The sequence below is a fragment of the Brevibacillus ruminantium genome (assembly GCF_023746555.1).
Classification (GTDB): domain Bacteria; phylum Bacillota; class Bacilli; order Brevibacillales; family Brevibacillaceae; genus Brevibacillus; species Brevibacillus ruminantium.
Genome location: NZ_CP098755.1, coordinates 2,572,050 through 2,596,819 on the forward strand (window position 1 = coordinate 2,572,050; position 24,770 = coordinate 2,596,819).

The 24,770-nt window shown below is 48.9% G+C and carries 27 protein-coding genes; 17 read left to right on the forward strand and 10 right to left on the reverse strand.

What is annotated here, in order from left to right; translation table 11 throughout:
* The first annotated feature begins 71 nt into the window (after window positions 1–71).
* Both NDK47_RS12665 and NDK47_RS12670 read left to right on the forward strand, forming a co-directional pair.
* Window positions 72–1,244 (forward strand): DUF3900 domain-containing protein, encoded by a 1,173-nt coding sequence (locus tag NDK47_RS12665; protein WP_251875405.1) that lies wholly within the window; start codon window positions 72–74, stop codon window positions 1,242–1,244.
* A gap of 29 nt (window positions 1,245–1,273) precedes the next feature.
* Entirely contained in the window at window positions 1,274–2,116 is an 843-nt protein-coding gene (locus NDK47_RS12670; protein WP_251875407.1) for a DUF1444 family protein, read from the forward strand.
* A 50-nt stretch (window positions 2,117–2,166) separates the two neighbouring features.
* Here NDK47_RS12670 and NDK47_RS12675 read toward each other — a convergent pair whose 3' ends face one another.
* A complete protein-coding gene (locus tag NDK47_RS12675; RefSeq protein WP_251875409.1) occupies window positions 2,167–3,216 on the reverse strand; it encodes a DUF2515 family protein in 1,050 nt (349 codons plus the stop codon).
* Window positions 3,217–3,300: 84 nt separating this feature from the next.
* Entirely contained in the window at window positions 3,301–3,441 is a 141-nt protein-coding gene (locus NDK47_RS12680) for a hypothetical protein (RefSeq protein WP_251875411.1), read from the reverse strand.
* 103 nt (window positions 3,442–3,544) lie between these two features.
* Here NDK47_RS12680 and NDK47_RS12685 point away from each other — a divergent pair, with 103 nt between their 5' ends.
* The gene (locus NDK47_RS12685) at window positions 3,545–3,865 is read left to right on the forward strand and encodes an iron-sulfur cluster biosynthesis family protein (RefSeq protein WP_251875413.1); all 321 of its coding nucleotides are present in this window, start codon (window positions 3,545–3,547) and stop codon (window positions 3,863–3,865) included.
* Here the strand turns inward: NDK47_RS12685 and NDK47_RS12690 are convergent, their stop codons facing one another.
* The 6 genes from NDK47_RS12690 to NDK47_RS12715 all read right to left on the reverse strand — a co-directional run bounded on the left by NDK47_RS12690 (window position 3,866) and on the right by NDK47_RS12715 (window position 8,316).
* Complete coding sequence (locus NDK47_RS12690; protein ID WP_251875415.1) at window positions 3,866–4,315, reverse strand: DUF441 domain-containing protein; 450 nt, start codon at window positions 4,313–4,315, stop codon at window positions 3,866–3,868.
* A 128-nt stretch (window positions 4,316–4,443) separates the two neighbouring features.
* A complete protein-coding gene (locus NDK47_RS12695; protein WP_251875417.1) occupies window positions 4,444–4,752 on the reverse strand; it encodes a YfhH family protein in 309 nt (102 codons plus the stop codon).
* 80 nt (window positions 4,753–4,832) lie between these two features.
* Window positions 4,833–5,396 (reverse strand): transposase, encoded by a 564-nt coding sequence (locus tag NDK47_RS12700; RefSeq protein WP_171506468.1) that lies wholly within the window; start codon window positions 5,394–5,396, stop codon window positions 4,833–4,835.
* Window position 5,397: 1 nt separating this feature from the next.
* A complete protein-coding gene (locus NDK47_RS12705; protein WP_251873633.1) occupies window positions 5,398–6,192 on the reverse strand; it encodes a transposase in 795 nt (264 codons plus the stop codon).
* 629 nt (window positions 6,193–6,821) lie between these two features.
* Window positions 6,822–7,457: a cell wall hydrolase gene (locus tag NDK47_RS12710; protein ID WP_251875419.1), complete on the reverse strand. Its 636-nt coding sequence runs from the start codon at window positions 7,455–7,457 to the stop codon at window positions 6,822–6,824.
* 160 nt (window positions 7,458–7,617) lie between these two features.
* Window positions 7,618–8,316, reverse strand: a complete 699-nt coding sequence (locus NDK47_RS12715) for a peptidylprolyl isomerase (protein ID WP_251875421.1) — start codon at window positions 8,314–8,316, stop codon at window positions 7,618–7,620.
* 273 nt (window positions 8,317–8,589) lie between these two features.
* Between NDK47_RS12715 and NDK47_RS12720 the strand changes: the two genes are divergently transcribed.
* The 10 genes from NDK47_RS12720 (at window position 8,590) to NDK47_RS12765 (ending at window position 17,595) form a co-directional block, all read left to right on the forward strand.
* On the forward strand, window positions 8,590–9,213 hold the full coding sequence (locus NDK47_RS12720; protein WP_251875423.1) for an iron-containing redox enzyme family protein: 624 nt from the start codon (window positions 8,590–8,592) through the stop codon (window positions 9,211–9,213).
* Between the two features lie 36 nt (window positions 9,214–9,249).
* Window positions 9,250–9,690 (forward strand): hypothetical protein, encoded by a 441-nt coding sequence (locus tag NDK47_RS12725; protein WP_251875424.1) that lies wholly within the window; start codon window positions 9,250–9,252, stop codon window positions 9,688–9,690.
* A gap of 259 nt (window positions 9,691–9,949) precedes the next feature.
* Window positions 9,950–11,098 carry a trans-sulfuration enzyme family protein gene (locus tag NDK47_RS12730; protein ID WP_251875426.1) on the forward strand — a complete coding sequence of 383 codons (1,149 nt, stop codon included), beginning with the start codon at window positions 9,950–9,952 and terminating at the stop codon, window positions 11,096–11,098.
* A gap of 191 nt (window positions 11,099–11,289) precedes the next feature.
* The gene (locus NDK47_RS12735; RefSeq protein ID WP_251875428.1) at window positions 11,290–11,853 is read left to right on the forward strand and encodes an RNA polymerase sigma factor; all 564 of its coding nucleotides are present in this window, start codon (window positions 11,290–11,292) and stop codon (window positions 11,851–11,853) included.
* Complete coding sequence (locus NDK47_RS12740) at window positions 11,850–12,926, forward strand: TolB family protein (RefSeq protein ID WP_251875430.1); 1,077 nt, start codon at window positions 11,850–11,852, stop codon at window positions 12,924–12,926. Before NDK47_RS12735 ends, NDK47_RS12740 begins: the two co-directional genes overlap by 4 nt.
* 17 nt (window positions 12,927–12,943) lie before the next feature.
* Window positions 12,944–15,199, forward strand: a complete 2,256-nt coding sequence (locus NDK47_RS12745; RefSeq protein ID WP_251875432.1) for a DUF8726 domain-containing protein — start codon at window positions 12,944–12,946, stop codon at window positions 15,197–15,199.
* Entirely contained in the window at window positions 15,192–16,121 is a 930-nt protein-coding gene (locus NDK47_RS12750; RefSeq protein ID WP_251875434.1) for an ABC transporter ATP-binding protein, read from the forward strand. Before NDK47_RS12745 ends, NDK47_RS12750 begins: the two co-directional genes overlap by 8 nt.
* A complete protein-coding gene (locus NDK47_RS12755; protein ID WP_251875436.1) occupies window positions 16,118–16,969 on the forward strand; it encodes an ABC transporter permease in 852 nt (283 codons plus the stop codon). Before NDK47_RS12750 ends, NDK47_RS12755 begins: the two co-directional genes overlap by 4 nt.
* Before the next feature lie 46 nt (window positions 16,970–17,015).
* Window positions 17,016–17,183, forward strand: a complete 168-nt coding sequence (locus NDK47_RS12760; protein WP_251875438.1) for a hypothetical protein — start codon at window positions 17,016–17,018, stop codon at window positions 17,181–17,183.
* 109 nt (window positions 17,184–17,292) lie between these two features.
* Window positions 17,293–17,595, forward strand: a complete 303-nt coding sequence (locus tag NDK47_RS12765) for a DUF1292 domain-containing protein (protein WP_322112090.1) — start codon at window positions 17,293–17,295, stop codon at window positions 17,593–17,595.
* 48 nt (window positions 17,596–17,643) lie between these two features.
* Here the strand turns inward: NDK47_RS12765 and NDK47_RS12770 are convergent, their stop codons facing one another.
* Window positions 17,644–18,021, reverse strand: a complete 378-nt coding sequence (locus NDK47_RS12770) for a YflT domain-containing protein (protein ID WP_251875442.1) — start codon at window positions 18,019–18,021, stop codon at window positions 17,644–17,646.
* 198 nt (window positions 18,022–18,219) lie between these two features.
* Between NDK47_RS12770 and NDK47_RS12775 the strand changes: the two genes are divergently transcribed.
* From NDK47_RS12775 to NDK47_RS12790, 4 genes are all read left to right on the forward strand, one after another.
* Complete coding sequence (locus NDK47_RS12775; protein ID WP_251875444.1) at window positions 18,220–18,966, forward strand: YebC/PmpR family DNA-binding transcriptional regulator; 747 nt, start codon at window positions 18,220–18,222, stop codon at window positions 18,964–18,966.
* A 246-nt stretch (window positions 18,967–19,212) separates the two neighbouring features.
* Window positions 19,213–21,174 (forward strand): DNA gyrase/topoisomerase IV subunit B, encoded by a 1,962-nt coding sequence (locus NDK47_RS12780; RefSeq protein WP_251875446.1) that lies wholly within the window; start codon window positions 19,213–19,215, stop codon window positions 21,172–21,174.
* Window positions 21,175–21,176: 2 nt separating this feature from the next.
* Complete coding sequence (gene parC, locus NDK47_RS12785) at window positions 21,177–23,723, forward strand: DNA topoisomerase IV subunit A (protein ID WP_251875448.1); 2,547 nt, start codon at window positions 21,177–21,179, stop codon at window positions 23,721–23,723.
* A 5-nt stretch (window positions 23,724–23,728) separates the two neighbouring features.
* Window positions 23,729–24,055: a hypothetical protein gene (locus tag NDK47_RS12790; RefSeq protein WP_251875450.1), complete on the forward strand. Its 327-nt coding sequence runs from the start codon at window positions 23,729–23,731 to the stop codon at window positions 24,053–24,055.
* 113 nt (window positions 24,056–24,168) lie between these two features.
* On the opposite strand, the gene NDK47_RS12795 is transcribed toward NDK47_RS12790, so the two are convergent.
* Window positions 24,169–24,708: a DinB family protein gene (locus NDK47_RS12795; protein ID WP_251875452.1), complete on the reverse strand. Its 540-nt coding sequence runs from the start codon at window positions 24,706–24,708 to the stop codon at window positions 24,169–24,171.
* Window positions 24,709–24,770 lie beyond the last annotated feature (62 nt).

Here is a 24,770-nt window from a genome sequence, read left to right on the forward strand (position 1 = left end):
AAAAGCCTGACCGTTTCCTCTGGCATTTGCTATAATCAGTTCTGTTACTTGTCAGACAGGAGCGGAAAACTATGAATTTTATCATCGATTGGTTGTCGTTTTCGTTAATCGATCAGCAGGAGGAAGAGAGTGGGACCAAGCGGGTACGTATGACACGTCATCTTTCTGCCGATGAATATGTAAAAAGCGAGCTGCGCGATTTTTTGGACGGGGAATTCGCCCGTATCGCCAAGCGGAAGACCGAACTGAATCCGAAGAGTGAGGCCAGTCCGACAAAGCTGGGTCAGTTTGTGATCGAAGCGGGTCATCCGCTCGATGCCAATCCGAACTATGCCCTGCTTCAACGACTGCTTCGTGCAGAAACTGTAGGTGAGAGTCACGAACCGACGCAGGAGATTATCCATTCCTATTTGCGCACTTCTCAAGTGAGAGGCGGGGTCTTGATTATCGTCCGCACTCGTTTGGAGACGTTGAATGAGCCCTATGTTTTCATTTTGAAATGCGACTTCGAACAAAAAACAGCGGTGATTACCGACGAGCAAAGCCTGATTGCCAACGTGCAGATGGCGATCAATGCGAAGAATATGAAATCCTTGATGTATCCCCATATGATCGAAATGGGAATGAATGACCCGTACCATGTGAAAATCCATCAGTTTTCTCACGCTCGCTATTTCGAGGAATTCCTCCGCTTTGTGGAGTATCCGCAAACGCTGACACAGATCGTGTCCGAGGAAGTGCTCACGTTGGCCAGACAGCATATTGATCTGACCTACCCTGAAGCTTCGGAGGAACGTATGCGGGCGGAAGAAGAGATTGAACTGATCGCAGCCAGTCCCAAACGTGAGCTGACGGAAAGATGGGATCATGAGACGGTAATGGAGGCTGCACAGATTATCACCGATAAGCAGCCGGAAATTGAGTTGAAATGCAAGCTGGATCATATGCAAGTAAAGGCGTTATTGGCTGATTACGGAAAAAATTTCTACATCGCCAAGGTAAATGGCAGATATGTGCTTCTCCTGGACGGGGATTTCCTTCAATTTGAACGAGGTGTGTCACCTGTAGAATTTCTGAAGCCCCAGGATATCCACGAAATTATTCGGGAGCTTGAAACACGACAACCGGGAATGGGAGGCCCTCAGCATGCACCCGCTGCCCCAACAGAAAGACCACCATGGGAAGATCACGAGACCAGCGGAGGGCAAACAGGCACAAATGATGCTCCGCCGCCGTGGGAGTAAAGCGATGAGGAAGGAAAGGGGGATCTTGAGTGGAGACAAGCAGGCAATCACTGATGAATAAGGTTGTGGAATCGGTAAAAAAACAGCTTCCGTCAGGACTCTCATGTGTTGGGGAAGGGGAGCGTATCCTGATCGGGCGGACTGATGCCGGAGAGAGGAAGGATCGTGCGCTGCTCGAAATTCCCCTGGCGCCACTTTTTAGCCGTGCAGAAAAATCTCCGCAGGATGCGGCATTGTTCACCACTGCTTTTGTAGAACGTGTCCTCGTAATTGTGCGTGGACAGCTTAGAGAACATCGGTTGGAAGGAGCAGAGGAACAGATCTATCCAGTCTTGCGGCATCTTTCCTTTATCAAAAGAGCGCCTGAGCGTTGGGCGTACCAGCCGCATACTGCGGAAACGGCCATCCTCTACGCTATCGATGACCGCGAAGGCTATCAGCTGATTGAAAAGAACATGCTGGAGGAGACGGGATGGACAATCGAAAAGCTCCATCAGCAGGCCTTGGACAATTTGCAACGACTGCCGGTTCCGAAAAAAAAGCAACAGGTAGGGCCTCATCTTATCACCTTTATTGCACCGACAGACGGCTATGCAGCAAGCAGAGTCCTGCATCCGACTTTGTTGCAAGAAATGGAGCAAAACAGGACGGGGGATGCGCTTGGAGTCGCTATCCCTCATCCAGATGTATTGATCATCGGTGATCTGCACGGAAAGACTGGCGCAGATTTATTGACAAGGCTTGCTTACGACTTTTCCTCGAAAAGCTCGCTGCCGATTTCACCGCTGCCGTTTTTCTGGGAAAAGGGGGAATTGATTCCGTTCCTTGCCGTTTCTCATGAAAAAAAGCACATGGAAGCAGAGGATGGATAGGTGGTTTGCACGGAAAAAGCAGACTTCAGTCTTCTACTGTGAACGATGGGTCAGGGACGGAATGCTTGTACAAATTTGACGCCCCACTCAATCATCCGCAGGGAGCGGATATACTGATCCTCATCGAGGGTAGGCAGGTCAGCGCGTGCTTCTAAGGCTGTCTGCCAGTTTTCTCCCTGATACCAGTCAGTCCCATCTGCTGGAGGATGCTCCTGATCAGGCCATACGCTGCTTACCTGTGGACTGTAGAGTTTGGGCGCTCCAGCAATCAGCTCCTTCCCCTCGAACCGAGGAAGATACCTGCCGTCTGTTTCACTCGCTGGCTTTCGCGGAGTGAAAAGATGTGGCCAATAGTCAGCACGGGAGCCCGTGTGAGGAATCCGCCTCGCCCATTCATAGATGCTTTGCAGCCGTACGGGGTTGTCAAAAAGCAATTGATACAGCGTTTTGCCGATATCGATTCGCTGGGTGACGGAAGGGAAGCGATGGACACTAATCCCGCATGCATGCAGTCTGCGGTCTGTCGGGTGTTCTTTATAAGGAAAGATGACTTGATTTAATGAGAGAATGGATTGTGTAAAGAAAGCCAGACTAAAGAAAATTTGTTGCTCGGCAAAGGGCTTGTCCACCACTCTTTGCTCGATGTACTGTTGTTCATTGATGATCAGGGCTCTGGTTAAACGAACGCTATCTTTCGTATGTAAAAAGCTTTGCCAGATGGGCTGCATAAAGACAGAAACACCTAAATCGACCAGCAGGGCAGTCAAATCCTGGCCCGTCCGTTTCATTTTTTCATACAGCAGCAACTGAGCGTAAGCATCATGAAAGATGAGCCAGTTGCACCGTTCCAGAAACCAGAAATAGTTTTTAATCTCCGCAGCGGTCATCAGACGGGGTAGCCACTCGCCGTGCAGGTCGGTCATATTCCATCCGCCGTTTCGTGAGACGAGGTGGGCAAGCAATGCCCAGTGCACTTCGGAGTGATTCTGAAAAAATGCGAGGTAAGCCTGTGTACGTGTTATGTTATTGCGATTTGCCCGATGGGTTAGCCGGCGAATATCTGCGATGATATCACGATCTTCGGTCTGGATGGGTTTCAATACAATCGGCCTCTCTTTCAGCGGCAGTAGTCTTTCGTTTTTACCGGGACGAATAAAAAAGCAGGCCTCGCTTGCGCCGCCTCGTTAGCCAATCATTTCCAGAACGAGAAGGCGGACCAACAACCTTTCCTTTGCTTCCTCTTGGGTTTTCCCGAATTTCATGATGCGCTCCGATTGATATTCCATTTCCGCAATATAGATACCGTCTTGTTCATAGATAAGCATAAAAAATCGTCCTTTCCGCAAAGCCTTTCAACCATTGTATGCGAACTTGGGAAAGATGATGCATCCAAATACATCTAAGCAGGAGAAAAGAGAGGGAACAAAAATGAAAATTAGCGTGTCAGAAGCAGCACTCGAAAGGCTGCGCGAAGAGGCTGCGAAGCGGACTCAACCGCTTCGGATCAACGGAGAATTGGTAGGGGGATGCGGGATGACTGTGGAGTACGGGTTGTTTTGGGACGACAAGGCACCTGGGGATCTAACCGCAGAGGAGGGGGGAGTTACCTTCTTGCTAGACCGAGAAACGACGGATTACATAGGGGCCAATGCACTTTTGATCGATTATCGTGAGCAGCAAGGCTTTCGACTGGTGACTCCCGAGCAGATTCTTGCCTACGGGCTGCGTCCCAAAGGAAGATGGGAATAACTATTTCGGCAGGAATTGCAACACGAAGGCGAGCATTCCCGCGGCAATGAGCGGACCGACTGGCACTCCCCTAAAAAAGGTCACACCGATAATGGTGCCAAGTAAAATACCTGTGACGACAAGGGGGCTGGCTGTCATCAGTCCGACTCCCTTGCCTCCGAGATAGGCGACGAAAATGCCGATCATGACAGCGACAATCGACTGCCAATTTGTAAAAATGGAGAGAATCGTCTGCGGACTGATTTTGCCGCTTGCCAGTGGCGACAGCACACCGATGGTAAGCACGATGATCCCAATTTGCAAGCCGTGCTGCTCCAGGAAGGGAAAAGCCTTGTCAAAATGAAGCAGCCTCAGCATTAACAAAACGGTAACAGCGATGGAGACAGAAGGGTTGTTTCCCAAGATCCCCATTGCCAAAAGAGCTAAAAGCATGAGATTAATGATGTCCATGATGTTTGATCTCTCTTTCTGTGTAAAATGGTGTTCCAGCCAGAAAAAATTTGGACTGTCGATGGCTTGATATGTAAAGCAAAGCCGGTCTTCTGAGAAACCAGGACCGGCTTTTTTCGTTAGTCTCTCTACACCCACAAATCCAGCATGCCGACGGGGAAACCGAGGGATTCTGGAGAACCGGGAAAACACCCCCAGGCAAACACTCCGTTAAAATATTCAATGGTAAATGGCTGATCGTGGTCAACGACGCGATAGGTTCCGCCGATTCGAAATTCGCTCGTCCCGATGTAATACGACTTTGCCATGTAGAATTTTTGCTGGTGAATCGCTAGTTGGGATGAATCACCGCGCTCTCGTAGTTCTTCGATTAAAACGCGCAGCCGTTCCATCTCCTCCTGCAGCTCTGCCAAGGTCATCTGACTATATAAACGCAATCCGATATCCTCCTTTCCATGCCCTCCATTGTAACAGGAAAAGCAAAAAATGACCATGAAGGGAAAAATGCAAAAAAAAACTACGACTGACCAATTAACATACAGTAAGCATTTTCGGCCTGTTCCAGGTACACACTTGGATTCGTTCGGAATCGTCTGCGTTTGGTAGCTTCACTCAAACGAGCAGACCAACGCAGGCGTTCATTTTTAAAATCAAGGTAGTTTACAGACTGAAGTCTACTTAACACATTACTCTGGTGAAGTGCGTCATCGACAAATACGACCATTTCACCACTTCGGAGGATATATTCGTTCCAACTTCTCAGACCCGTCATCCGTCGATGCCGGGTCTTCGTCTGGCGGAAGAAACGCTCATGGTCGTTGTTCGTTCGTGGGACATGCGGATGGTCGTAACACGTAAACAGGCCTTTCCAAAACCCTCGGGAGTAGCTTTTCAGATTTGCAACCATTGGCAAGTCGTCTTTGCTGGTGTACGTCTGTTCAACCCAATCTAACAGATGCTGCATATGAAATCGAACCGTTTCACTTCGTTTATCTATGCTTGGATTCAAGATCCCGGCAACGTGGTGAATCGGTTTGGACCAGCGCATCACGGTAGCATATTGCTCTTCAAAATCATCCAATTTATCGAAAATTCTGATTAGGTTTTTGAGCAGAGAGGGCCCCTTTTTTACTCAGGCATCGTTCGAGGGAAGCCTGAATGGCTCTAGCATTTTCATAAACACGTATGCCCGGTAGATCGAGTGGGGGATTGCCGTCTTCGAGGAGCACAGAACGAATGGCCGCCACGTAATCTTTTGCCACCTCTGCTTCTGTAGAGGCATCGTTTTCGATTCGCTTCTCGACTTCGCGAATACCACGGAGGCTCTTCTTGATTCCTGTCTTGAGCTTGCGGTCTAAATCGACAACAGGCTTTGCAATGTCCTTTAGATAGTGGTATTGGCAGTATTGGTACGGCACGTCCGGCAGTAACGATTCCATGGCCATTCGGATGGATTGTTGACCATCCGTAACGATCCCGATGATGGGAAATCCCAGTTCGATAACAGGCAGGATGAGTTTCTTAAGTTCTTCTGCGGAGCTACTCTTTAGATTTTGTGCAGACAGGATCGTTCCGCTGAATACTTCTCGTATGACATAGAGCGTCTCATTGCCTTTCTCGGGCTGAACACCGTCCATGGAAATCATGATACCGCCACGGTCCTGAACAACTTGCTTGAGTGCTTGCTTGACGTGATCCGTCACGCTAGCGCGGAGCAAGGTAAGATAACGTTCGTACAACCGCTGAGAATTGCGTTCTGACGTGGTTACCCCGCGCTGATTCAACGTTTCCGTAATTTCGCCGATTGTCATATGTTGCTTAAACCGAAGCTGACCAACCAACGCTAGCACGTCAAAACCGTAGGAAGTGTGTTTCATGCTGAGAAGCTCAGCTTCAGCGGATTTGTAATAGGTTCTGGGGTATGAGCAATCTGCGTTGCTGCAAGCATAAGCCATACTCCAAGCTTGGATAACACCGGCAAGTGTGATGACATTCTTTTTCCATGCGGTATGATGTCGCCTGAGTTTCGTGCCACAGTGCGGGCAATGCTGTATCTCTGGCCGAAAGTATATTTTCTTTTCAGGAATGACACGATTCTTGGGTAAAGGCATGAGAAGACCTCCGTCAAATAGGCTAATGACTAACTTCGACAGAGGTCTTGGAAATCCTTGTTAGTTAATTGGTCAGTCGTAGAAAAAAAAAGCACTCCACAAGGGAATGCAAAGGTTTGGGGGCAATTGAGAAAAATGCCGATTGGCACTAGAGAAGATGCTTTGCTCTCACCCAAAGCACATCAGTAGCGGGCCAGCATTTTCGCAGTAAGCATAACTAGATGGTGATCAACCAATCATGCTTACTGCGACAAAAGAATATTCCGAAGAACATCCGGAACTTTTCTCAATGCGTTGAAAAGTGCTTACGAAGTAACTTTATCAAAAAAAAGTTAACAGTCGATAAAATAAAAATAAAGCAATATTAAATTTATTTAACAAATCTTTATTTTAGATTAACGAGCAAATACATGGTTCGCGATGCGTACAGTTTGTTTTCTTGACCAGATCCATCTTGAGGTGGCCGTCTCAGGATTGAAAAAGTAAAGAGCTCCTTGCGAAGGATCTGCACCATGAATGGCATCCAATACAGCTCTGCGGGCTGTTTCATTGGTTGCCGATGAAAGTCTCCCGCTGTGGACGGGCGAAAACGCATTTTCCGCAAAAATCACCCCGGGGATCGTGTTTGGAAATTGCGAAGATTCTACTCGATTCAGGACCACAGCCGCAACGGCGACCTGACCCTCATAGGGTTCTCCCCGGCCTTCCGCGTAAACCAACCGGGCTAATAGCTCCCTATCCCTATTTGATACACTTATCCTTCCATCGCGAGCGGAGATTCGCTCCACTGCGCGACTTGACCGAACAGCCGTCTTTTGTGCTGCTTTCATGGGTTTCATGGGTGCGAGTGAATGATTGTCTGTATGTGGCACGGAAGCGGCACTAACACTAGTCTGCTTCGGTAGGGGAGGACCCCACAAGACGAGGTCAGGAGCCGTTGCCTTGGTCGGTGTGACAGACAAGCAAAACATCATCAGGAAAAAACTATTCCATAAGAAGAAAAAGCGCGGTTGCGCTCTTTTTGTCAGCATGCGTAAACCACTCCTTTTCGCTTTTTGCATCTGTTCCGCGGAAGCGAATCGGTCATGTGCCAGTTTACCCTGCAATTTGGAAGCCGATCAATAGGAGATTGGTTCCATAGAACTATTTACTAATAGAAAAAAGCCGCCGGATATTCCGACGGCTAGTCCATTACTTCTCTTCAATTGTGATCGTTTTGATAGTCACAGGTTCTTCCGGGACGCTCTCTTCATTGAATAGTGGATTTTTCTTCACTTTGACAGAGGAAATTTTTTCAACCACGTCCATGCCACTTACGACTTTACCGAAGATGGTGTAGTCAGGCGAATTATTCAGCCCTTCCACGTCTTTGCCCGATCCGATGAAGAACTGGCTTCCATTTGTGTTATGTCCGACGTTTGCCATCGCCACGACACCGACTTCATATTTATGGCCGTTGTCCAGCTCATCTTCAAAATTGTAGCCTGGTCCTCCGGTTCCATCTCCTTTGGGATCACCCGTTTGGATCATGAAGCCTTTGATAACACGGTGAAAGGAGAGGTTGTCATAGAACTTGTCCTTCGCGAGAAAAACGAAGTTGTTCACAGTTTTGGGTGCATCCTTGGCAAAAAGCTCAATCGAAAAATCTCCGAGAGACGTTGATACCTTGGCCGTATATTTCTTGCTGGTATCAATCGACATCGCCGGGTATTCCTTGTACTTGCCCGGAGGCGCGGGTTGAGCAGGCGTGGTATCCTTCTCCTTCGGGTGCTGATTCACCGGCTGGTTGGCTGGATTTTCTGGAGAAGAATCAAGGTTACTTGAACTGCATCCGACGAGCAGTCCAATGGTTAGCACAATAGTGAAGAGCGACAACAAGGATTTCTTCATGATTGTCATCAATCCTTTCTTTCTTGTTCTAAGAAATCACATCACACATTATAATACATTCTTCGTTCACGTCAAAATTCGGCAGAAACATGTAAAAGTTGAGGAAGCACAGTATTTGTGACAGTGTATCAAGAACATTTCCATCAAAATTAGGGAAATTGTACTAAAATTTCTCATGTTTTTGTCCGATTACAAATATGTGGAGGTGATGCCAGGTAACTGTCATTTTCTCTTTTTCAGTGATTGCCAACTACATGTAGGGAGTGAAGTGGAATGTCAAACACGTTAGTAGTCGAAAGAATCTCATCGATCATTTCAGAAGAACTGGCAAAAACCAAAGCAACGAATTCTTTCTTCACTGAATTCCCGGAAAGCGCGAAAGCAGAAGACTTCAAATGGTGCGTTCACCTTTACCACCTGTCCAAGCATTTTGGCGACCTGCTCAAGCTGCGGTGGGAGCGATTCCCTGATGTTTCTCACGATGTGTTCGAGACTCATTACCTGGAAGAGAAGGATCATGCGGAAATGCTCCGCAAGTGGATGATCAGCATCGGTCTGGAAGATCCGGAACTGAGCCATCCCAACTATGAAACGGAACATTTCATTTCTCTTCAATATCGGGCAGTGGCGTCCATGGATGAAAATATGTCTTTGCTGATTATTAACAGCACGTCGGAAGGTTTTGCGCATGCTGTTTATTGCCATGCCTACGATAAATTGAAAAAGGCTGGTTTCACTGATTTGGAGTATTGGGAAGTACACACAGAAGCGGATGAAGAGCATAGTGATGTTTACGACTATGTGTCGGAAATGACAGAGGCTGAATTGAAAGAAGCGGAACATCAAGTTCGCTATACCATCCATGTGCTGAATGAAATGCTATCGTCCTGGTTTTAAAGACCAGGCAAATTTTTTCACTGGGGTGTGAATATCGTGTCTTTTGATCAAAAGTTTGTTTTCAATGTGGATCAGACGAAAAAGGTTGTTTCTTGGAAAGTCAATGCTGACCTGACGATCGAAGACTCCAAGAAGGCAAGAGACCTGATCGTTGGTGCAATATCAAAGTTTCAAAACGGTGAAGTAAATCTGCTCATCGATAATCGCAACATGATTCAAAACGGGAAGCCAATCGTGTTTAAGCCGGAAGTGAATGAAATTTGGGAGCAGACGCAAAAGGATATTTTTCCAAAGGTTTCGAAATGCGCCGTATTATGCTGCAGCGTCATCATGAAAATGCAAATGGATCGTATCGCGCGTTCTTCGGGAATTTCTGAGGTACAGAAGAGCTTCTGGAATGACGACCCATCTGTAATGAAAAAAGAAGCATATGATTTTCTCGGCATCTCCTCCAACGCTTTGGTTGATGCCGTATAGACAAGGAAAGTAAGGTAAAGGCGAACCGTCTTTGCAACGATCAGCAGTTCTCCGTACATACGAGAGGAAAAAGATGAGTTGCCGTCGCCGAGTCCCCTTCGAGTTGACTGTGTCCAAGTCCATCTGAAGATGGAATCTGCACGCTCTCAAAGGGGATTTTTTTATGGGTAGGTGGACGACAGATTTTTCCCCGGTTCCTTGGCAAAATCACGAAAATGCGTGTTATAATGTAAGGAAATGTGACATTGGAGGGGTACATGTGGCAGACAGCTTTGAGACGAAAACCGTTCATATCGGACAAGAACCGCTAAGACAGGTAAAGAGCAAAGCATCGCCGATTTATCAGACCTCGGTTTTCGCTTTCTCAAGTCTGGAGGATGTAGAAAGGTACTACGAAGGCGAAGGTGAATTTCTTTATACCCGAAACGGGAATCCCAATCAGCATGAGCTGGCAGATGCTGTAGCTGCTCTGGAGGAGGCTGAGGCAGGTGTCAGCGCAGCTTCCGGAATGGGAGCCATTATGGCGGGGTTGCTCGCAGTGCTGGGGCCTGGCGACCATATCCTCGTCTCCCATGAGATTTACGGCGGTACCTACAGTCTTTTGTTTAACGAACTCTCCAAGCTGGGAATCACTGCGGAGTGTATCGATCTCAATCGTCTCGATTCTCTGGACCAACACATCCGCTCCAATACCAAGATGTTCTTTATGGAAACGATCACGAATCCGCTGCTCACGGTAGCCGATATGCCGTACTGGATCATGCAGGCAAAAAACTACGGTCTCACCGTCATGGTCGACAACACGTTTGCCACCCCGTATCTCGTGCAGCCTGCACACTACGGCGCAGATCTGATCGCCCATTCAGCGACCAAGTATATCGGGGGACACAGTGATGTAACAGCCGGCGTGCTGGTTGGAAAGCAAGAGCTGATCGAACGTGCCAGACAGGTGGTCGTCAATTATGGAGCCTCGCTCAGTCCGTTTGAAGCTTGGCTTACTGCCAGAGGCTTGAAAACACTGGCGCTGCGCATGGAAAAGCAATGTGATAACGCGAAGCAGATTGCCCAGTTTCTGAAAAGTCACCCTGCTGTTAAAAAGACCTATTATCCTGATGCTGCTTCCACCCCCTTTTTTGCGCGACAAAAACAGGGAGCGATGGTTTCGTTTACGCTGGCGGACGAGAGCCGGATATATGATTTTTTCCGTAGCTTTCGTTGGATCAAGCTGGCTCCCTCGTTGGCAGGCGTAGAAACCAGTCTGTCTCATCCGGTCACTACCTCTCATCGGGCTCTGTCTCCGGAACAGCGGGAAGCAAGCGGGATAACCAAAGGAATGGTAAGACTTTCTGTCGGTATTGAGGCAGCAGCCGACATTCAAGAGGAATTGGAACGGGCATTATTTGTCTAAAAACCTCAGCACTTTACCTTTTTTTACAAAAATTTTTCGACAAAACTGTAACATTTTACCCATCTCAATCGTAGTAAATTGATGTAGTACAAAAGGGGGAAAGCCCCTGTGGAACCAATTTTTCCTGTCAGGCGCTGTTTTCATCTGCTTTGCAAGACAAATTGGTCCGGACAGAGGGTGATGATACATTGATGGAGATGGCCATACAGCAATCGACAAAACCGTCTTCCGAGTCATCGAACCAATATTACGAGGCGCGTGATTTTAGCGAGCTTTACGATGAGTACTTCGATCGCGTAAATCGCTATCTTCGCTGCCGTGTGCGTAATTCGTGGGATGCCGATGACCTGACCACGACGGTCTTTTTAAAAGCGCTAGAAAAGTTTGAACAATATAGCAGGACCAGTCCTTTTGCATCCTGGATTTTTCGTATCGCCCACAATACCTATGTGGACTTTATGAGAAAGAACCGGGAATTTCCTGTTGATCAGGAGATTTTTCTCAGTGGCGAATCTGACGAGACCTGGCAGCCGGAGCTGCAGGCCCTCATGAATGAAGATATCCGAATTTTGCAGGAGCGACTTGAATTATTGACACAAGATCAGCGAGACGTCTTGACCCTGCGGTATTTTGGTGATCTAAAAATTCTACAGGTCGCAGAAGTGTTGGGGAAAACCGAATCGAGCGTAAAAATGATCTCCTACCGTGCTTTGCATCAGCTCAAGAAGATGTACGAAAGGGGAGACGACAAATGAGAGACCAAGAGCGCTTCCCCATTCCTGGAAATGACGAGGGCACGATAGCGCAGTTGCTATCTCATTTGCAGCAGCTAAGACGTGCCGTTCCGGTGAACTACATACTGAAAGAAAAGTTGAAAAAGCAGTTGATGCAGCGAATAGCGGAGATGGAGCAGGAAAGAAAACGACTGCAGCAAAAAGAAAAGGGTAGCAAGCTGAAGCGGCTCTGGTTGACTGCAGGAGGCGGGGTGATCCTGCTCGCGCTTTCGCTCTACTTTGGGGTCTGGTCAAGCGATGTTCCATCTGTTCAACAGTATGAGCTGTTGACACTTGCCAGTGATGCAGACGGCGCTATAGTCGGTCTAAATCCCGACGGAAGCAAGATAGCCTATATCGCTGATAAAACGAAGGTAAGAATGATTTCACTTCAAGAAGAAAAGTCCAAAGAGGCGCTTGTACTGCCTGCCACCAGCGGGACCTATACAGCTGTTTCCTGGTCGAACGGAGGGAAGCAATTAGCCGTCACAGAGCTGGTTGATGGTTTTTCGCGGTTGTGGATTGTTGATCTGGCCGACAAGGACCGTCCAGTCAGCAAAAGGCTTCTTAAGGAAGAGCGTGGTGTCACGTATACGTCCCCGAGCTGGTCGCAGTACGATGAGAGTATCGCGTATACCCGACGGACAAGCGACGGAGTCGAAGAAATCTGGGTAAGCAGTACGATCGCAATGCGGGATTGGAAGTTGGTAGAAGGTACGCAGCCGGAATGGTCACCAGACGGCAGGCTGTTGGCATTCGTAAAAAAAGAGCAGGTCCATGTATTGGAAGTGCGCTCTGGGGAAGTCAAGCAGCTGGAGGCAGGGACATGGCCTTCATGGAACGAGACGAACAGCGTTACGTTCACGACACCGAATGGGAAAATCAATCAGGTTCAGCTAGGAGATGCCTCGTCTGAATCAAAAGTGATTCCTGTTCGCAGGTTGAGCGAAGGAGAGCTGCTCAAGGCGAAATGGTCCCTGGATCGCAAACATCTGTTATTAGCTCAGAAAAGAAAAGGTGAATCGACCGTCACGATTTCGATTGCGTCCAGGTAACGAGCGGAGGAGAAAGCATGAGATGGAAATGGCTGTTCGTTTTGGCAGTATTTTGCCTGGGGGTTTCAACCCCCTCTGCGACTGCTGAAGGGATTTACGATTTCAATATTGATCAGCCGCTGGATGGAATCACCAAATACGAGTCATGGATGCGGCTGGAAGTTACGGTCACAAGTCGGGATCAACCGTTTTCCGGTGAGATCGAGCTGGGGACGGAACCTGAGCAAATGTCATCACGGAAGGCCAGGTTTACACAGCCTTTGACGTTGCAAGACGGAGAACAGAAGCGGGTGTTTTTTGACCTTCCGGCTGAAATGATTATGAATAACTTGCAGCTTCGTTTGATCGAAGACGGCAGGACAGTAAAAAGCGAAAAATTGCGCATGTCCTACCCGAAAGACGGAGTGTTAGTCGGGGTCCTGCATTCGGGTGATAATGCCTTCCATTTTCTGGCAACGAACCAGACTGGGACGAGGTTACGGATGCCATACCTGGTTCAGAATGTAAACCCCGAATCCATGCCGACACAGCCTTGGCTTTATCAAAATTTGAGCATGCTGGCGATCGGCGGAAATGACATCGTGAAATTGTCCGACGAACAGATGGAGGCCATCAAGTTATGGGTGAAAAGCGGAGGAATCGTCATTCTTTCTGCAGGTCCCGGACAGCAAAAAGGGGTGGAACGATTTTCAGACATCCTCTCCATTGACCGGCCGTCTGGGGGCAAGATTGCAGCCGAACATGGGTTGCGTCCCTATCTTTCTGAAAAGAATATCCCTCAGTTGGATATTCCGGTTTACTCCCATGAACTGCCTCTTTTTGTTTCAAAAAAATCAGGCGAGGGCATCGTCCTGTTTGTCAATTATGATGTAACCGAGGAGCCTCTCGCTTCTTCTCAGTACAATGCACAACTGTGGCAAAGTGTTTTTCAAAAGCATGGCATTCAAGAACGAATCACTGATGGAGTGTACTTCGACCAACTGGGTCGTCCGATGCTGGAACTCAGCAAAATGATCCCGAAAGTAAAGACGCCCAATCCCCTGATCATGACTGGGGTATGGGTCGCCTATGTGCTCGCAGTTGCTCCCGTGCTGTATTTTCTGTTAAGGCGCAAAGAGCGAAGACAATGGGCTTGGGGAATCATCCCTGTCTCTGCCATTTTGCTCGGGTCTGGGATGTTCCTTTTGGTCAAACCGACTGTAGCCGCTGATAATTACAGTCACTCGGTGACCCGCGTTCAGCTGTTGGACAAAGATTTGGCATATGCCATGACGGCATCGTCGTTCTTGCCGATTAGCGGTGGGGATTTCCACATCGAAGTCAAGCCGGATATGACGGCGATACCGCTGTCAATCGGACGAAATGATTACGAACTGGATGGACGCCTGGAAAATGACCGGCGGGATGATGGCTCAAAGCTTTCATTTGAGCGCGTTCCCTATTTAACCCCACGCCATACGGTAGGCTTTGGATTTTTGCGCAATGTCGGGAACCTGGATGTTCAGCTATATGTCCAGGGCGATCGCTTGTTAGGCAGAATCAAAAATAATTCAATCTATTCGCTTGATCAAACTTTTATTGAAATCGGGTTGCAGCGCATCCCGATAGGCCTTCTCGGGAAGGGGCGGGAAAAGAGCATTGACGTAAAGCTGGAGTCTCTCTACCTGCCCCGGCAGCCGTACGCCGACGGGGAAGAAACTCCGGAACAACGGCTCAGCAGGATGCAGGATGCCGTCATTTCCTACGGCAATTCCAATAAAGTGAGGGTCGTTGGAATCAATCAGGCCCCGCTGCCGATCTTTTCGCTGAATATGTTTCATGAGGCCAGTTACTACAATGTCATCACGCAAAATGTTGAGCTCCAAGCAAATCAAAACGGTGATATTACCTACCCGTTTGGCATGCTGAGCGTGAATTTTCACGAAGCAAAAGGGGATATTGATTCCAATCGGTATGGGCTTTGGGAGATTTCCAAGGGCAGTGTTACGTTTGCATTGCAAATGGGCAGGGCGATCAATTTTGCGGACCGTGTTATCGTCCCGCTTGATCACAGTATGTTTCGCCCGTTCCAAAAAGAGGTCTTCCACCAGAAGAGCGGAAAGTGGAAGCCGATTAAAAGGGAGCAGCGACTCATTCTCGGAAGTGAGTTTCACGAATACCTCACACCAGAAGGAGCCATCTTAATCCGTTTTTCAAATCCCGCAGAACAGCGACTGTCATTTTCAATGCCGTTCTTCCAGGTGGAGGGAAAGGAGCGCGGACTGTATGATTAATACCGTTCATCTGAGCAAGAACTATGGGAAGGTTCAAGCCCTCATTGATCTCCAGCTTTCCATCGAACAGGGCAAGGTATTCGGTTTTATTGGCCCCAATGGAGCAGGCAAATCGACCACCATGATGATTCTGTCCACCCTGCTGGAACCCACGGAGGGAGAGGCGTTCGTTTGTGGCTATGATGTGCGCAAGGAACCAGCAGCCGTTCGTCAGTCGCTCGGGTACATGCCAGACTTTTTTGGCGTGTATGACAACCTGACGGCACTTGAGTATCTGGATTTTTACGCAGGTGCCTTTAAAATTCCGGCCGGAAAGCGGAAGCGGCTGCTCGCTGATTTGTTAGAGCTGGTGAATCTCTCCGACAAAGCAGAAGCATACGTAGACTCTCTTTCTCGGGGGATGCAGCAGCGACTCAGCCTCGCCCGTTGTTTGATTCATGATCCGCAGGTACTGATCCTGGATGAACCGGCATCGGGGTTGGACCCTCGCGCCAGGATTGAGCTGAGGGAAATTTTGAAGCAGCTGCGCGGCATGAAAAAAACGATTTTGATCAGCTCGCATATTTTGCCAGAGCTTGCCGAGCTTTGTGATGAGATCGGAATTATCGAAAAGGGCCGACTGATTGCTTGTGGCGCTTTGGACGAGGTGAGTATCCGGGCGAGCGGAGTCACCCTGATGATGGTCAAAACGCTGTCCAATCATCATCGAGCTGCCTTGCTCCTGTCAGAAAACGTATTTGTCGAGGATCTGGATGAACAGATGGACGGTTTTCGCTTTCGATTCGTCGGCAGTGATACCGAGAAGGCCGCTCTGCTCCACGACCTGGTTTCGGCAGGCGTTGCCGTCTCCTACTTCGGGGAGTCCAGTGAAAACCTGGAAGCCGTATTCCTCGCTATTACGGAAGGAGTGGGCAAGGGATGAGAGGAGCCTTATCCAATCCGATCATAGTCAAAGAATTGCGTGAACGATTCCGGTCTAAAAGGACCTTTTGGACGCTTGCTTTGTTTCTACTGATCATGGGGGGAATTCCCCTCGGATTCTTGATCGTCAATCCAATCAAGGCTGATACACTGGGACAAAACAAGGATTTGTTTGTAATTTCTGCTGTCATCCACTATGCGATGATCTGCTTTGTTGCACCGGCGCTGACAGCAGGGGCAGTGAGCGGCGAAAGAGAACGACAGACACTGAATGTCCTGTTGACGACGCAGTTGTCACCACGAACAATTATCTGGAGCAAGCTGTTCACGTCTCTTGCCTTTACGTCACTGCTTGTGATTGCTTCGATGCCGCTGTACAGCATCGTCATGCTCTACGGTAGCGTTTCCCCCGAACAACTGCTCAAGCTGTCGCTGTTTTTTGTCGTCAACATTCTGTTTCTCGGTTCGCTGGGGTTGTTTTGCTCGACTCTGATCAAGCGGACGGCTGTGAGTACCATTATTGCCTATGGAGTTGCCTTTTTTTTCGTTGTGGCAACAGGACTGATCTTTTATTTTCTGGGAGAAATTCTGATTCAGCTCTCGCCTGAACGCGCCCTTGCTCGAGATGTGTGGAATCTGCCGCAGCTTCAATATTTGGCCGGGATCAATCCGCTTCTCGTCCTCTCCGCTATTTTAGAGGATGGCACACTCCCGGCAGTTCGCTTTGATTTTACGCCCTGGTTGTTCTTCTCCTGTGTCTATCTCGTACTCAGTATGCTGCTTGTCTCCTGGAGCGCCTATTTGCTGGCGCCAATCAAACGAAGATGGAGATGGAGTTGGAAGAAATGAGTTCATCATGTACAATAGGGAACAGAGACAAAAGGAGGAGTACGTCGTGAGTGACCAAGACATTCAAATCATTGATTTTGAAGAAATGCTGCGCTTCGTGGAACGTCGTCTGGCAGAAGCCGGAAAATACGTGCAGCGAGATGCGATTATCATGATCCTTGAGTCTGAAGAAGCATTCCTGCGTGAGAAAGGCATTATCCAGGATATGGAATGAAAGGCCGGACAAGTACATAATCCCTGACAGCCAGTTTGTTTGCTTCTGAAGGAAAAAACCGGTATGATGGGAAAGAAACAGCCAATTTCATCAAAGGGACGTGAACACATTGACTGCTGAAGAAAAAGATCTGGAACTGGGCGATATTATTACGCTGGACGACGAGAACGGCGAACCATTGGGTGATTTTGAGGTCATCGCAATGTTTGAACAGGACGGCAAACAGTATGTAGCCCTGACAGAAGCAGTGGAAGACGAAGATAGCGACGAGGATTTGGAAGAAGAAGTGGATATCTTCGTATTTCAGATAGACGGGGGCGAAATGGTGCCGTTGGAAGAGGACGAGGAAAGCACCGTTTATGCCAAGCTGAACGAGGTTCTGGAAGGTATTGAACTGATCGAAAAGGAATAGTCAGACTGACAAGAGAAGACCGCTGCCGAGACGCGCAGCGGTCTTTTTTTAGTCGTTCATCTTGATAATATTGTCTTTCAGATCACGGACGACCAATAGGCAGGTATAATCCGATTCCAGCAGCTCGCGAACCAGAGCAGATGCTTCATCTTTGGTCAGCCCCAGTTTTTCCAGACGCGTGCGCATTTCCTCTCCGCCATTGTCAAAAAAGTGGGCTTTGCTATCAATATGACCGACAGCACTTTCAAAATGGGTGCTGTACTTGTAGTAATTATCCCGCTGATTGGAATGATTTTTGTCAGGGTTCCATTTGAGCACCCAAATATCGTCTTTGTGATAGCCCGATGAGTTCAGAGCCTGAATATCGGAGACCAGCTCCTGGTCATACCGGTGAAATTTGACGAACGGTTTCGTTGCGCTGATCAAGGAAACTCCCCCTTTTTGGCCTATTCACTCGATTGTAGGTTGCCCAGATCAAAGAGGATCATGAAAGCGGCGGGAGAGGGGAACAATGGAAAAGCAAGTAACAAAAATGGGGCGCTGTTTGTGTTTTTCTTTGACCTTCCTTCCTCTCTAGTGCTAGACTAGAAAGTGGTATTTCCGCAGTGATGAGGAGAGTTTCTGATGCCAAAGTTTAAATTGTTTGCAGCCAAGAAGGGCGCAGCAGACCAGAAAAAGAACAATCAATTCGTCAAATTTGCCAGACAGATCTACGTAGAAGCCAAAAAAGGCGGAGCCGATCCGAATGCAAATTTGAAGCTGAAAGCCATTATTGCCAATGCGCGCGCGATTAGCATGCCGATGGATAATGTCGAGCGTGCCATCAAAAAAGCGACGGATGCAGGCAATGCTGATGACTACGATGAAATCCGCTACGAGGGCTATGGGCCGGGTGGCGTTGCTGTCATCGTCGAATGCTTGACGGACAACCGTAATCGGACTGCAGCCGACGTGCGGGCGATTTTTAACAAACGAGGCGGTAATCTGGGAGAAACCGGCTCGGTGAGCTTCATGTTTGATCGCAAAGGCGTGATCACGATTGATCGTGAGGAATTCGATGTCGATGAGGATACCCTGCTGATGCAAGCATTGGAAGCAGGGGCGGAAGATCTGGTGACTCATGAGGACAGCTATGAGATTTTCACGCATCCACATGAGCTTGATCAAGTGAAGCATGGGCTGGAGGCAGAAGGCTATACCTTTGTAAACGCGTCTTTGCAATGGATTCCGCAAAACAGCGTGAAGATTACAGGCGATGATGCAGCCAAAATGCTGAAGATGATGGAAGCATTTGAGGACAATGATGATGTCCAAAACGTTTACGCCAACTATGAAATTGACGACGAAGAAATGGAGCAGCTGCTTCAGTAATACAATGCGGAACCACCAGCCATCTCGCAGTGAAGTGAGGTGGCTTTTCCATGAAAACAGGACGAAATGCCTACTTTTCTATACGAAACAGAGCGAAAGATTGAATACAATGGTTTCCATACGGTACAATAGCGATTAAGTGTTCGCTTTTTTGGATCATCAACCGTTAATGCTCGGTCACGCCTTATCACTGCAACAGAAAGTGACTGACAAACGCGAGGGAAAGAAGTAGAGGGGAGAAAGCGATTGAAGGAAACAGATACGCTCCGTTATACCGAGGATGATATTCAAGTACTAGAAGGGTTGATCGCCGTACGAAAACGGCCGGGAATGTACATCGGCTCGACGGGCAGCCGCGGTCTGCACCACCTGCTGTGGGAGATTGTCGACAATGCCAAGGACGAGGCGTTGGCCGGCTTTAACGATACAATCCTTGTCACTTTACATAAAGACGGTAGTGTCAGCGTCGAAGACCATGGGCGGGGGATTCCAACCGGATTGCATAAATCAGGCCGACCCGTACCGGAAGTCATCTTCACGACACTTCACGCCGGCGGAAAATTTGGCGGCGGCGGATACAAGAAAAGCGGCGGTTTGCATGGAGTGGGCTCCAGCGTTGTGGTGGCGCTTTCAGCTTGGCTGGAAGTGGAAATCCACCGGGATGGCCAGGTGCACAAGCAGAAATTTGCCTACGAGGTAGATGCACAGGGCAATGAGCACGTGGGCAAGCCTGTCACGGACCTGGTCGTCACCGGAAAAACAAAACGGACGGGAACAACAGTCCGCTTCCTTCCCGATGAAGCCGTTTTTGGTCAAGCCCGCTTTGATTACGAGACGATCCGCGATCGATTCCGCGAAACGGCGTTTTTGTTAAAGAAGCTGCGCATGATTCTGGTCGATGAGCGCGGGCCCGAGAAAAAACAAGAGGAATTTTATTATGAAGACGGTCTCAAGTCGTACGTCACTTATCTGAACGAAGGTAAAAATACGCTTCATCCCGTCGTCTACTTTGAGGGAGAAAAAGACAACGTCTACGTGGAGCTTGCCTTTCAGTACAACGACGGTTATACCGAGACGCTGGTTTCCTACGTCAACTCAATTCCGACGACGGACGGCGGTACGCATGTCACCGGCTTTCGGAATGGAACGACGAGAATTTTGAATGAATTTGCCCGCAAAAAGGGGTATTTGAAGGAAAAGGATGCCAATCTGACCGGGAATGACCTGCGCGAAGGCTTTTTGGGCGTCCTCTCTCTGCAAATGGCAGATGTCCAATTTGAATCCCAAACCAAGGACAAGCTGGGCAATGAGGAAGCACGTACCATTGTGGAGCAGATCGTTTCGGAAAAGCTGGGCTTTTTCCTGGAAGAGAATCCGGAGACCGGAAAACTCCTGGTGGACAAGGCGATTCGTTCGGCGGAAATCCGGGAAGAGCTGCGGAAACAGCGGGAGGCTCTGCGAGGAGACAAAAAGGGCAAAAGCGCCAAGAAGCGGAGATCAATTTCCGAAAAATTTACGCCTCCGCAGTATAAAGACCCGAGCCGCAATGAATTGTTTCTTGTGGAGGGGGACTCCGCTGGGGGTTCAGCCAAGCAGGCGCGAAACTCAGAATTCCAGGCTATTTTTGGACTGCGCGGAAAGCCGCTGAATACAGAAAAAGCCAAGCTCTCCGATGTTTTGTCCAATGAAGAGTTCCGCACGATTCTGGAAGTGTTGGAAACGGATATCGGCGAAGACTTTTCTATTGAAAATTGTGCCTTTGACAAAATCGTGATTATGTCCGACGCGGACGTGGACGGTTCCCATATTCAAACGCTGCTGCTGACCTTCTTCTTCCGTTACATGCAGCCATTGATCCTGTCGGGCCGGCTGTATATCGCCCAGCCTCCTTTGTACCAGGTCAAAAAAGAAGTGCGTGGGAAGAAAACGGAGGGCATTTATTGCTGGAACGATTTTGAGCTGGAGCAGGCGCTGAAAAAGCTGGGTCGCGGCGCAGATGTACAGCGTTATAAAGGATTGGGTGAGATGAACCCGGATCAGTTGTGGGAGACCACCATGAACCCGGAGACACGCAAGCTGATCAAGGTCCAACTGGAGGATTTGGCCCATTCGGAGAAACTGGTCACCATACTGATGGGTGACAAAGTCCCGCCCCGCAGAGAATGGATTGAGAGTCATGTCACCTTTGAAGTGGGGGAGGATGAGTAAGCATGTTGTCTAATCAGATTTTTGAACAAAGCTTTGCAGAGATCATGGGGAAACGCTTCGGCGACTATGCGAATCTGGTCATCCTGTCCCGGGCGATTCCGGATGCTCGCGATGGACTGAAGCCTGTACAGCGTCGTATTCTGTATGCCATGTATCAAGAGGGCAATACCAATGACAAGCCGTACCGGAAATCGGCGAAAACCGTCGGATACGTGATGGGTACCTACCATCCGCACGGTGACAGCGCGATTTACGAAACAATGGTTCGCATGGCCCAATGGTGGAAAATGCGGCAAACGCTGATTCAGGGACACGGAAACTTCGGTAGCCTGGATGCGGACCCGCCGGCAGCGATGCGTTATACCGAATCGAGGCTTTCCGCCCTCGCCAATGAAATGCTGCGCGATATTGAAAAAGATACGGTTACCTTTATTCCCAACTACGACAATTCGGCCCAGCAACCAGCCGTTCTGCCGTCCCGCTTCCCCAATTTGCTCGTAAATGGCGCGACGGGAATTGCCGTCGGGTTTGCTACGGATATCCCAACCCATAATCTGGGGGAAGTGATTGATGCAGCCATCGCCCAGATGAAAAAGCCGGATATCAGCCTGGACGAACTGATGACCTACGTGCAGGGACCTGATTTTCCGACAGGTGGAATTGTTCAGGGATTGTCGGGGATTCGCAAGGCGTTTGAGACTGGACGCGGGCAGTTTATCATACGCGGAAAAACGCATATCGAGGAGCCGAAGGGTGGCAAGGTAAAGAAAATCGTCATCTCGGAAATTCCCTACGATGTGGTCAAATCCAAGCTGGTCGCCCAAATCGACGAGCTGGTCATGGAGCGAAAAATTGAGGGGGCACTTGCGGTCAGGGATGAAACCGGCCGAAAGGAAGCGGAGCAGAAAAAGGTACGAATCGTCGTCGACATGAAAAAAGATGTGGACGAAACCGCGATCCTCAAATACCTCTATAAAAACACGGATTTGCAAATTTACTACAATTACAACATGAACGTGATTCATGAGGGGACAATCCGTCAAATGGGGCTGAAGGAGCTTCTGGCGGCTTACATCGATCACCAGAAGGAAGTCGTAACCAGACGTTCCCAGTACGATCTGGACCGAAAGCAGAAACGCGAGCATGTCGTCGAAGGCTTGATCAGGGCCAAGTCCATCTTGCGTCAGGTGGTCGACACGATCATGGATTCGGAAGATCGGGCAGATGCGAAGAAAAACATCATAGAGAAGTACGGTTTTTCCGATCCGCAGGCGGATGCGATTTTGAGCATTCAGCTGGCCTCTTTGACCCGTTTGGATATCGTCAAGCTGGAAAAAGAACTGGAAACGCTGGCGAAGGAGATCGCGGAACTGAGCTCGATCCTCGCAAGTGAGAAAAAATTGATACAAGTGATAACAGCGGAGCTCAATGAAATCAAGAAAAAGTATGCGGAACCTCGGCTTACCGAGATTCAGGGAGAGATCGAAGAAATCAAGGTAGATATCGCGATGCAGATCAACGCAGAAGATTGCATTGTCACCCTGACCAACGAAGGCTACATTAAGCGGACCAGCCCTCGCTCCTTTAAATCCATGGGAGGAACGATCGAAACCTGCGGGGTCAAAGAAGGGGACCGCGTCCAATACTTTATCGAAACGAACACCTCTCATACGGCGCTCTTTTTCACCCAGGACGGGAAATACTTTGCGACGTTGGTACATGACATTCCGGATGACAAGTGGAAAGACATTGGTTCCGCCTTGGTCAACGTCATCCCGCTGGAGAAGCATCAGCGCATTGTCGGCTTTACGATCGTAGAGAACTTCAAGGAACCGCTCCATATCGTACATATGAGCCGGATGGGGCTGGTGAAGAAAACCCTGCTAAGTGAGTACGAGACCAACCGTTCCGGCGCACTCGTTGCGGCCAAGCTGAAATTAGATGAGGATGAATTTGTCTCCGCATTTGCTACTGACGAGTCCGGGGCATTCCTGGTGGCCACCAAAGACGGGATGGGTATACGCTTCCTGAAAACGGAGGTAAGTCCGACGGGTCGGGCGTCCAGCGGTGTCAAAGCGATTTCGCTCGCGGCAGGCGATGAGGTTGTGGGCGTAAAACCGGTGGTAGAAGATGACCAGCGCGTATTTTCGATCGTAACCGCCGATGGCATTGTCAAACGGACCATGCTCAGTCAATTTCCACTGCAGGGACGGGCTGGTAAAGGCTTGCAACTGATTCGCAAGCGCAAGACACACCCGCATCAACTGGTTGCTTTGGCCATCGAAGAAACACTCTATGTGCTTACAGAAGGCCACGAGTGGCAACTGCTTCAGACAGATCAGATCGGGATTACCGAACAGGGCGGCATCGGCCGTTCAGCCGTGAACGGTGAAGTACGCAGCGTTGCTTTTGAGGCGGTGTTGCCGAGCGATGATGCAGAACCAAATGCGGACGGCTCTGCAGAACCACGCACTGCAGCAACACGGGAGCCTGCGAAAAATCAGGTTCAACAAAGCCTGTTTGATGATTCTCAAGAAGAAGAGGAATGATGGGAATGGGAGTCGCTTTTGAATCGTTTACTTCTGAATTGTCGGGCCAGCAGGTCTCGCTGCTTGCCGATACCGTCCAATATTTTGCGGATGCGCCCAAACTATTGTCGATCCCGGATGAACAGGGAAATCGGGTAGCGGTACCCATTCTGCCTGATACGATGAGCAGCCTGTTGCAGGTATTTCCCGAAGGAGCGGAGCAGGAGAAGCGGAGCTTCGGGTTTCGCTGGGAAGCAGGAGATGATGAGGATAAGGGCTATCTGGTCATTATCTTGCCAGACGGTAATGTACTGCGTCAGGTGACGGAGCTTTCCAGGTTTTCCGCTGTGTAGTTCAATCGAAAATAGAGTGACCTAAGCGTTTCATGCCCCCGGTTATTTGCCGGGGGTTTCTTCATGAAAGCAAAAAAATCGACCCCCATCATGCGCGGGGATCTGTCTGGCTTTCAACGATTTCTATTTTCCTTGTTCAATATTCCTAAATACTCTTTCCATGGCCCTACGTCAGTTCTGTATCTGACCGCCATAACCCGTACGATTTGCGCCATGTGCGTCAAATCATGAACGACCCATGTGGCCAGCAATTCACTTAGCTTGACGACGCCAAAGGCAGGATGTGTGCCTGTTAATTCCAAATGCAATTCAGGCTGAACAAGCTCTTTCAGTTTGCTGATGTTTTCAGAACGCAGCGTTTGAAATGAAAGCAGTTTTTGTTCGATCGATGTTTCTGAGGGTTCCTTCAAATGGGAAAAACGATCAAAAGGGGGAAAGGGTGTGCGTTCGCCATCTTGCAAAATCATTTCCAGACGAGGAATCCAGTTTGTTTTCTCACTCTCGATAAGATGATCAATCACCTCTGTGACCGTCCAGGTTCCTTCTCCTTCATTGCAATGCAACCAACCTTCAGACAAGCCAGACAACAAAGACTCCAAGGATTGCGGGGTGCGCTCCAGAACTTCTACTGCTTCTGCCAACTGGAAGTTCATCGTACTGCTCCTTTCCGGGATGGATGTCGAGCTGCTTTCCGTTCTTATCCAAATCATAACAG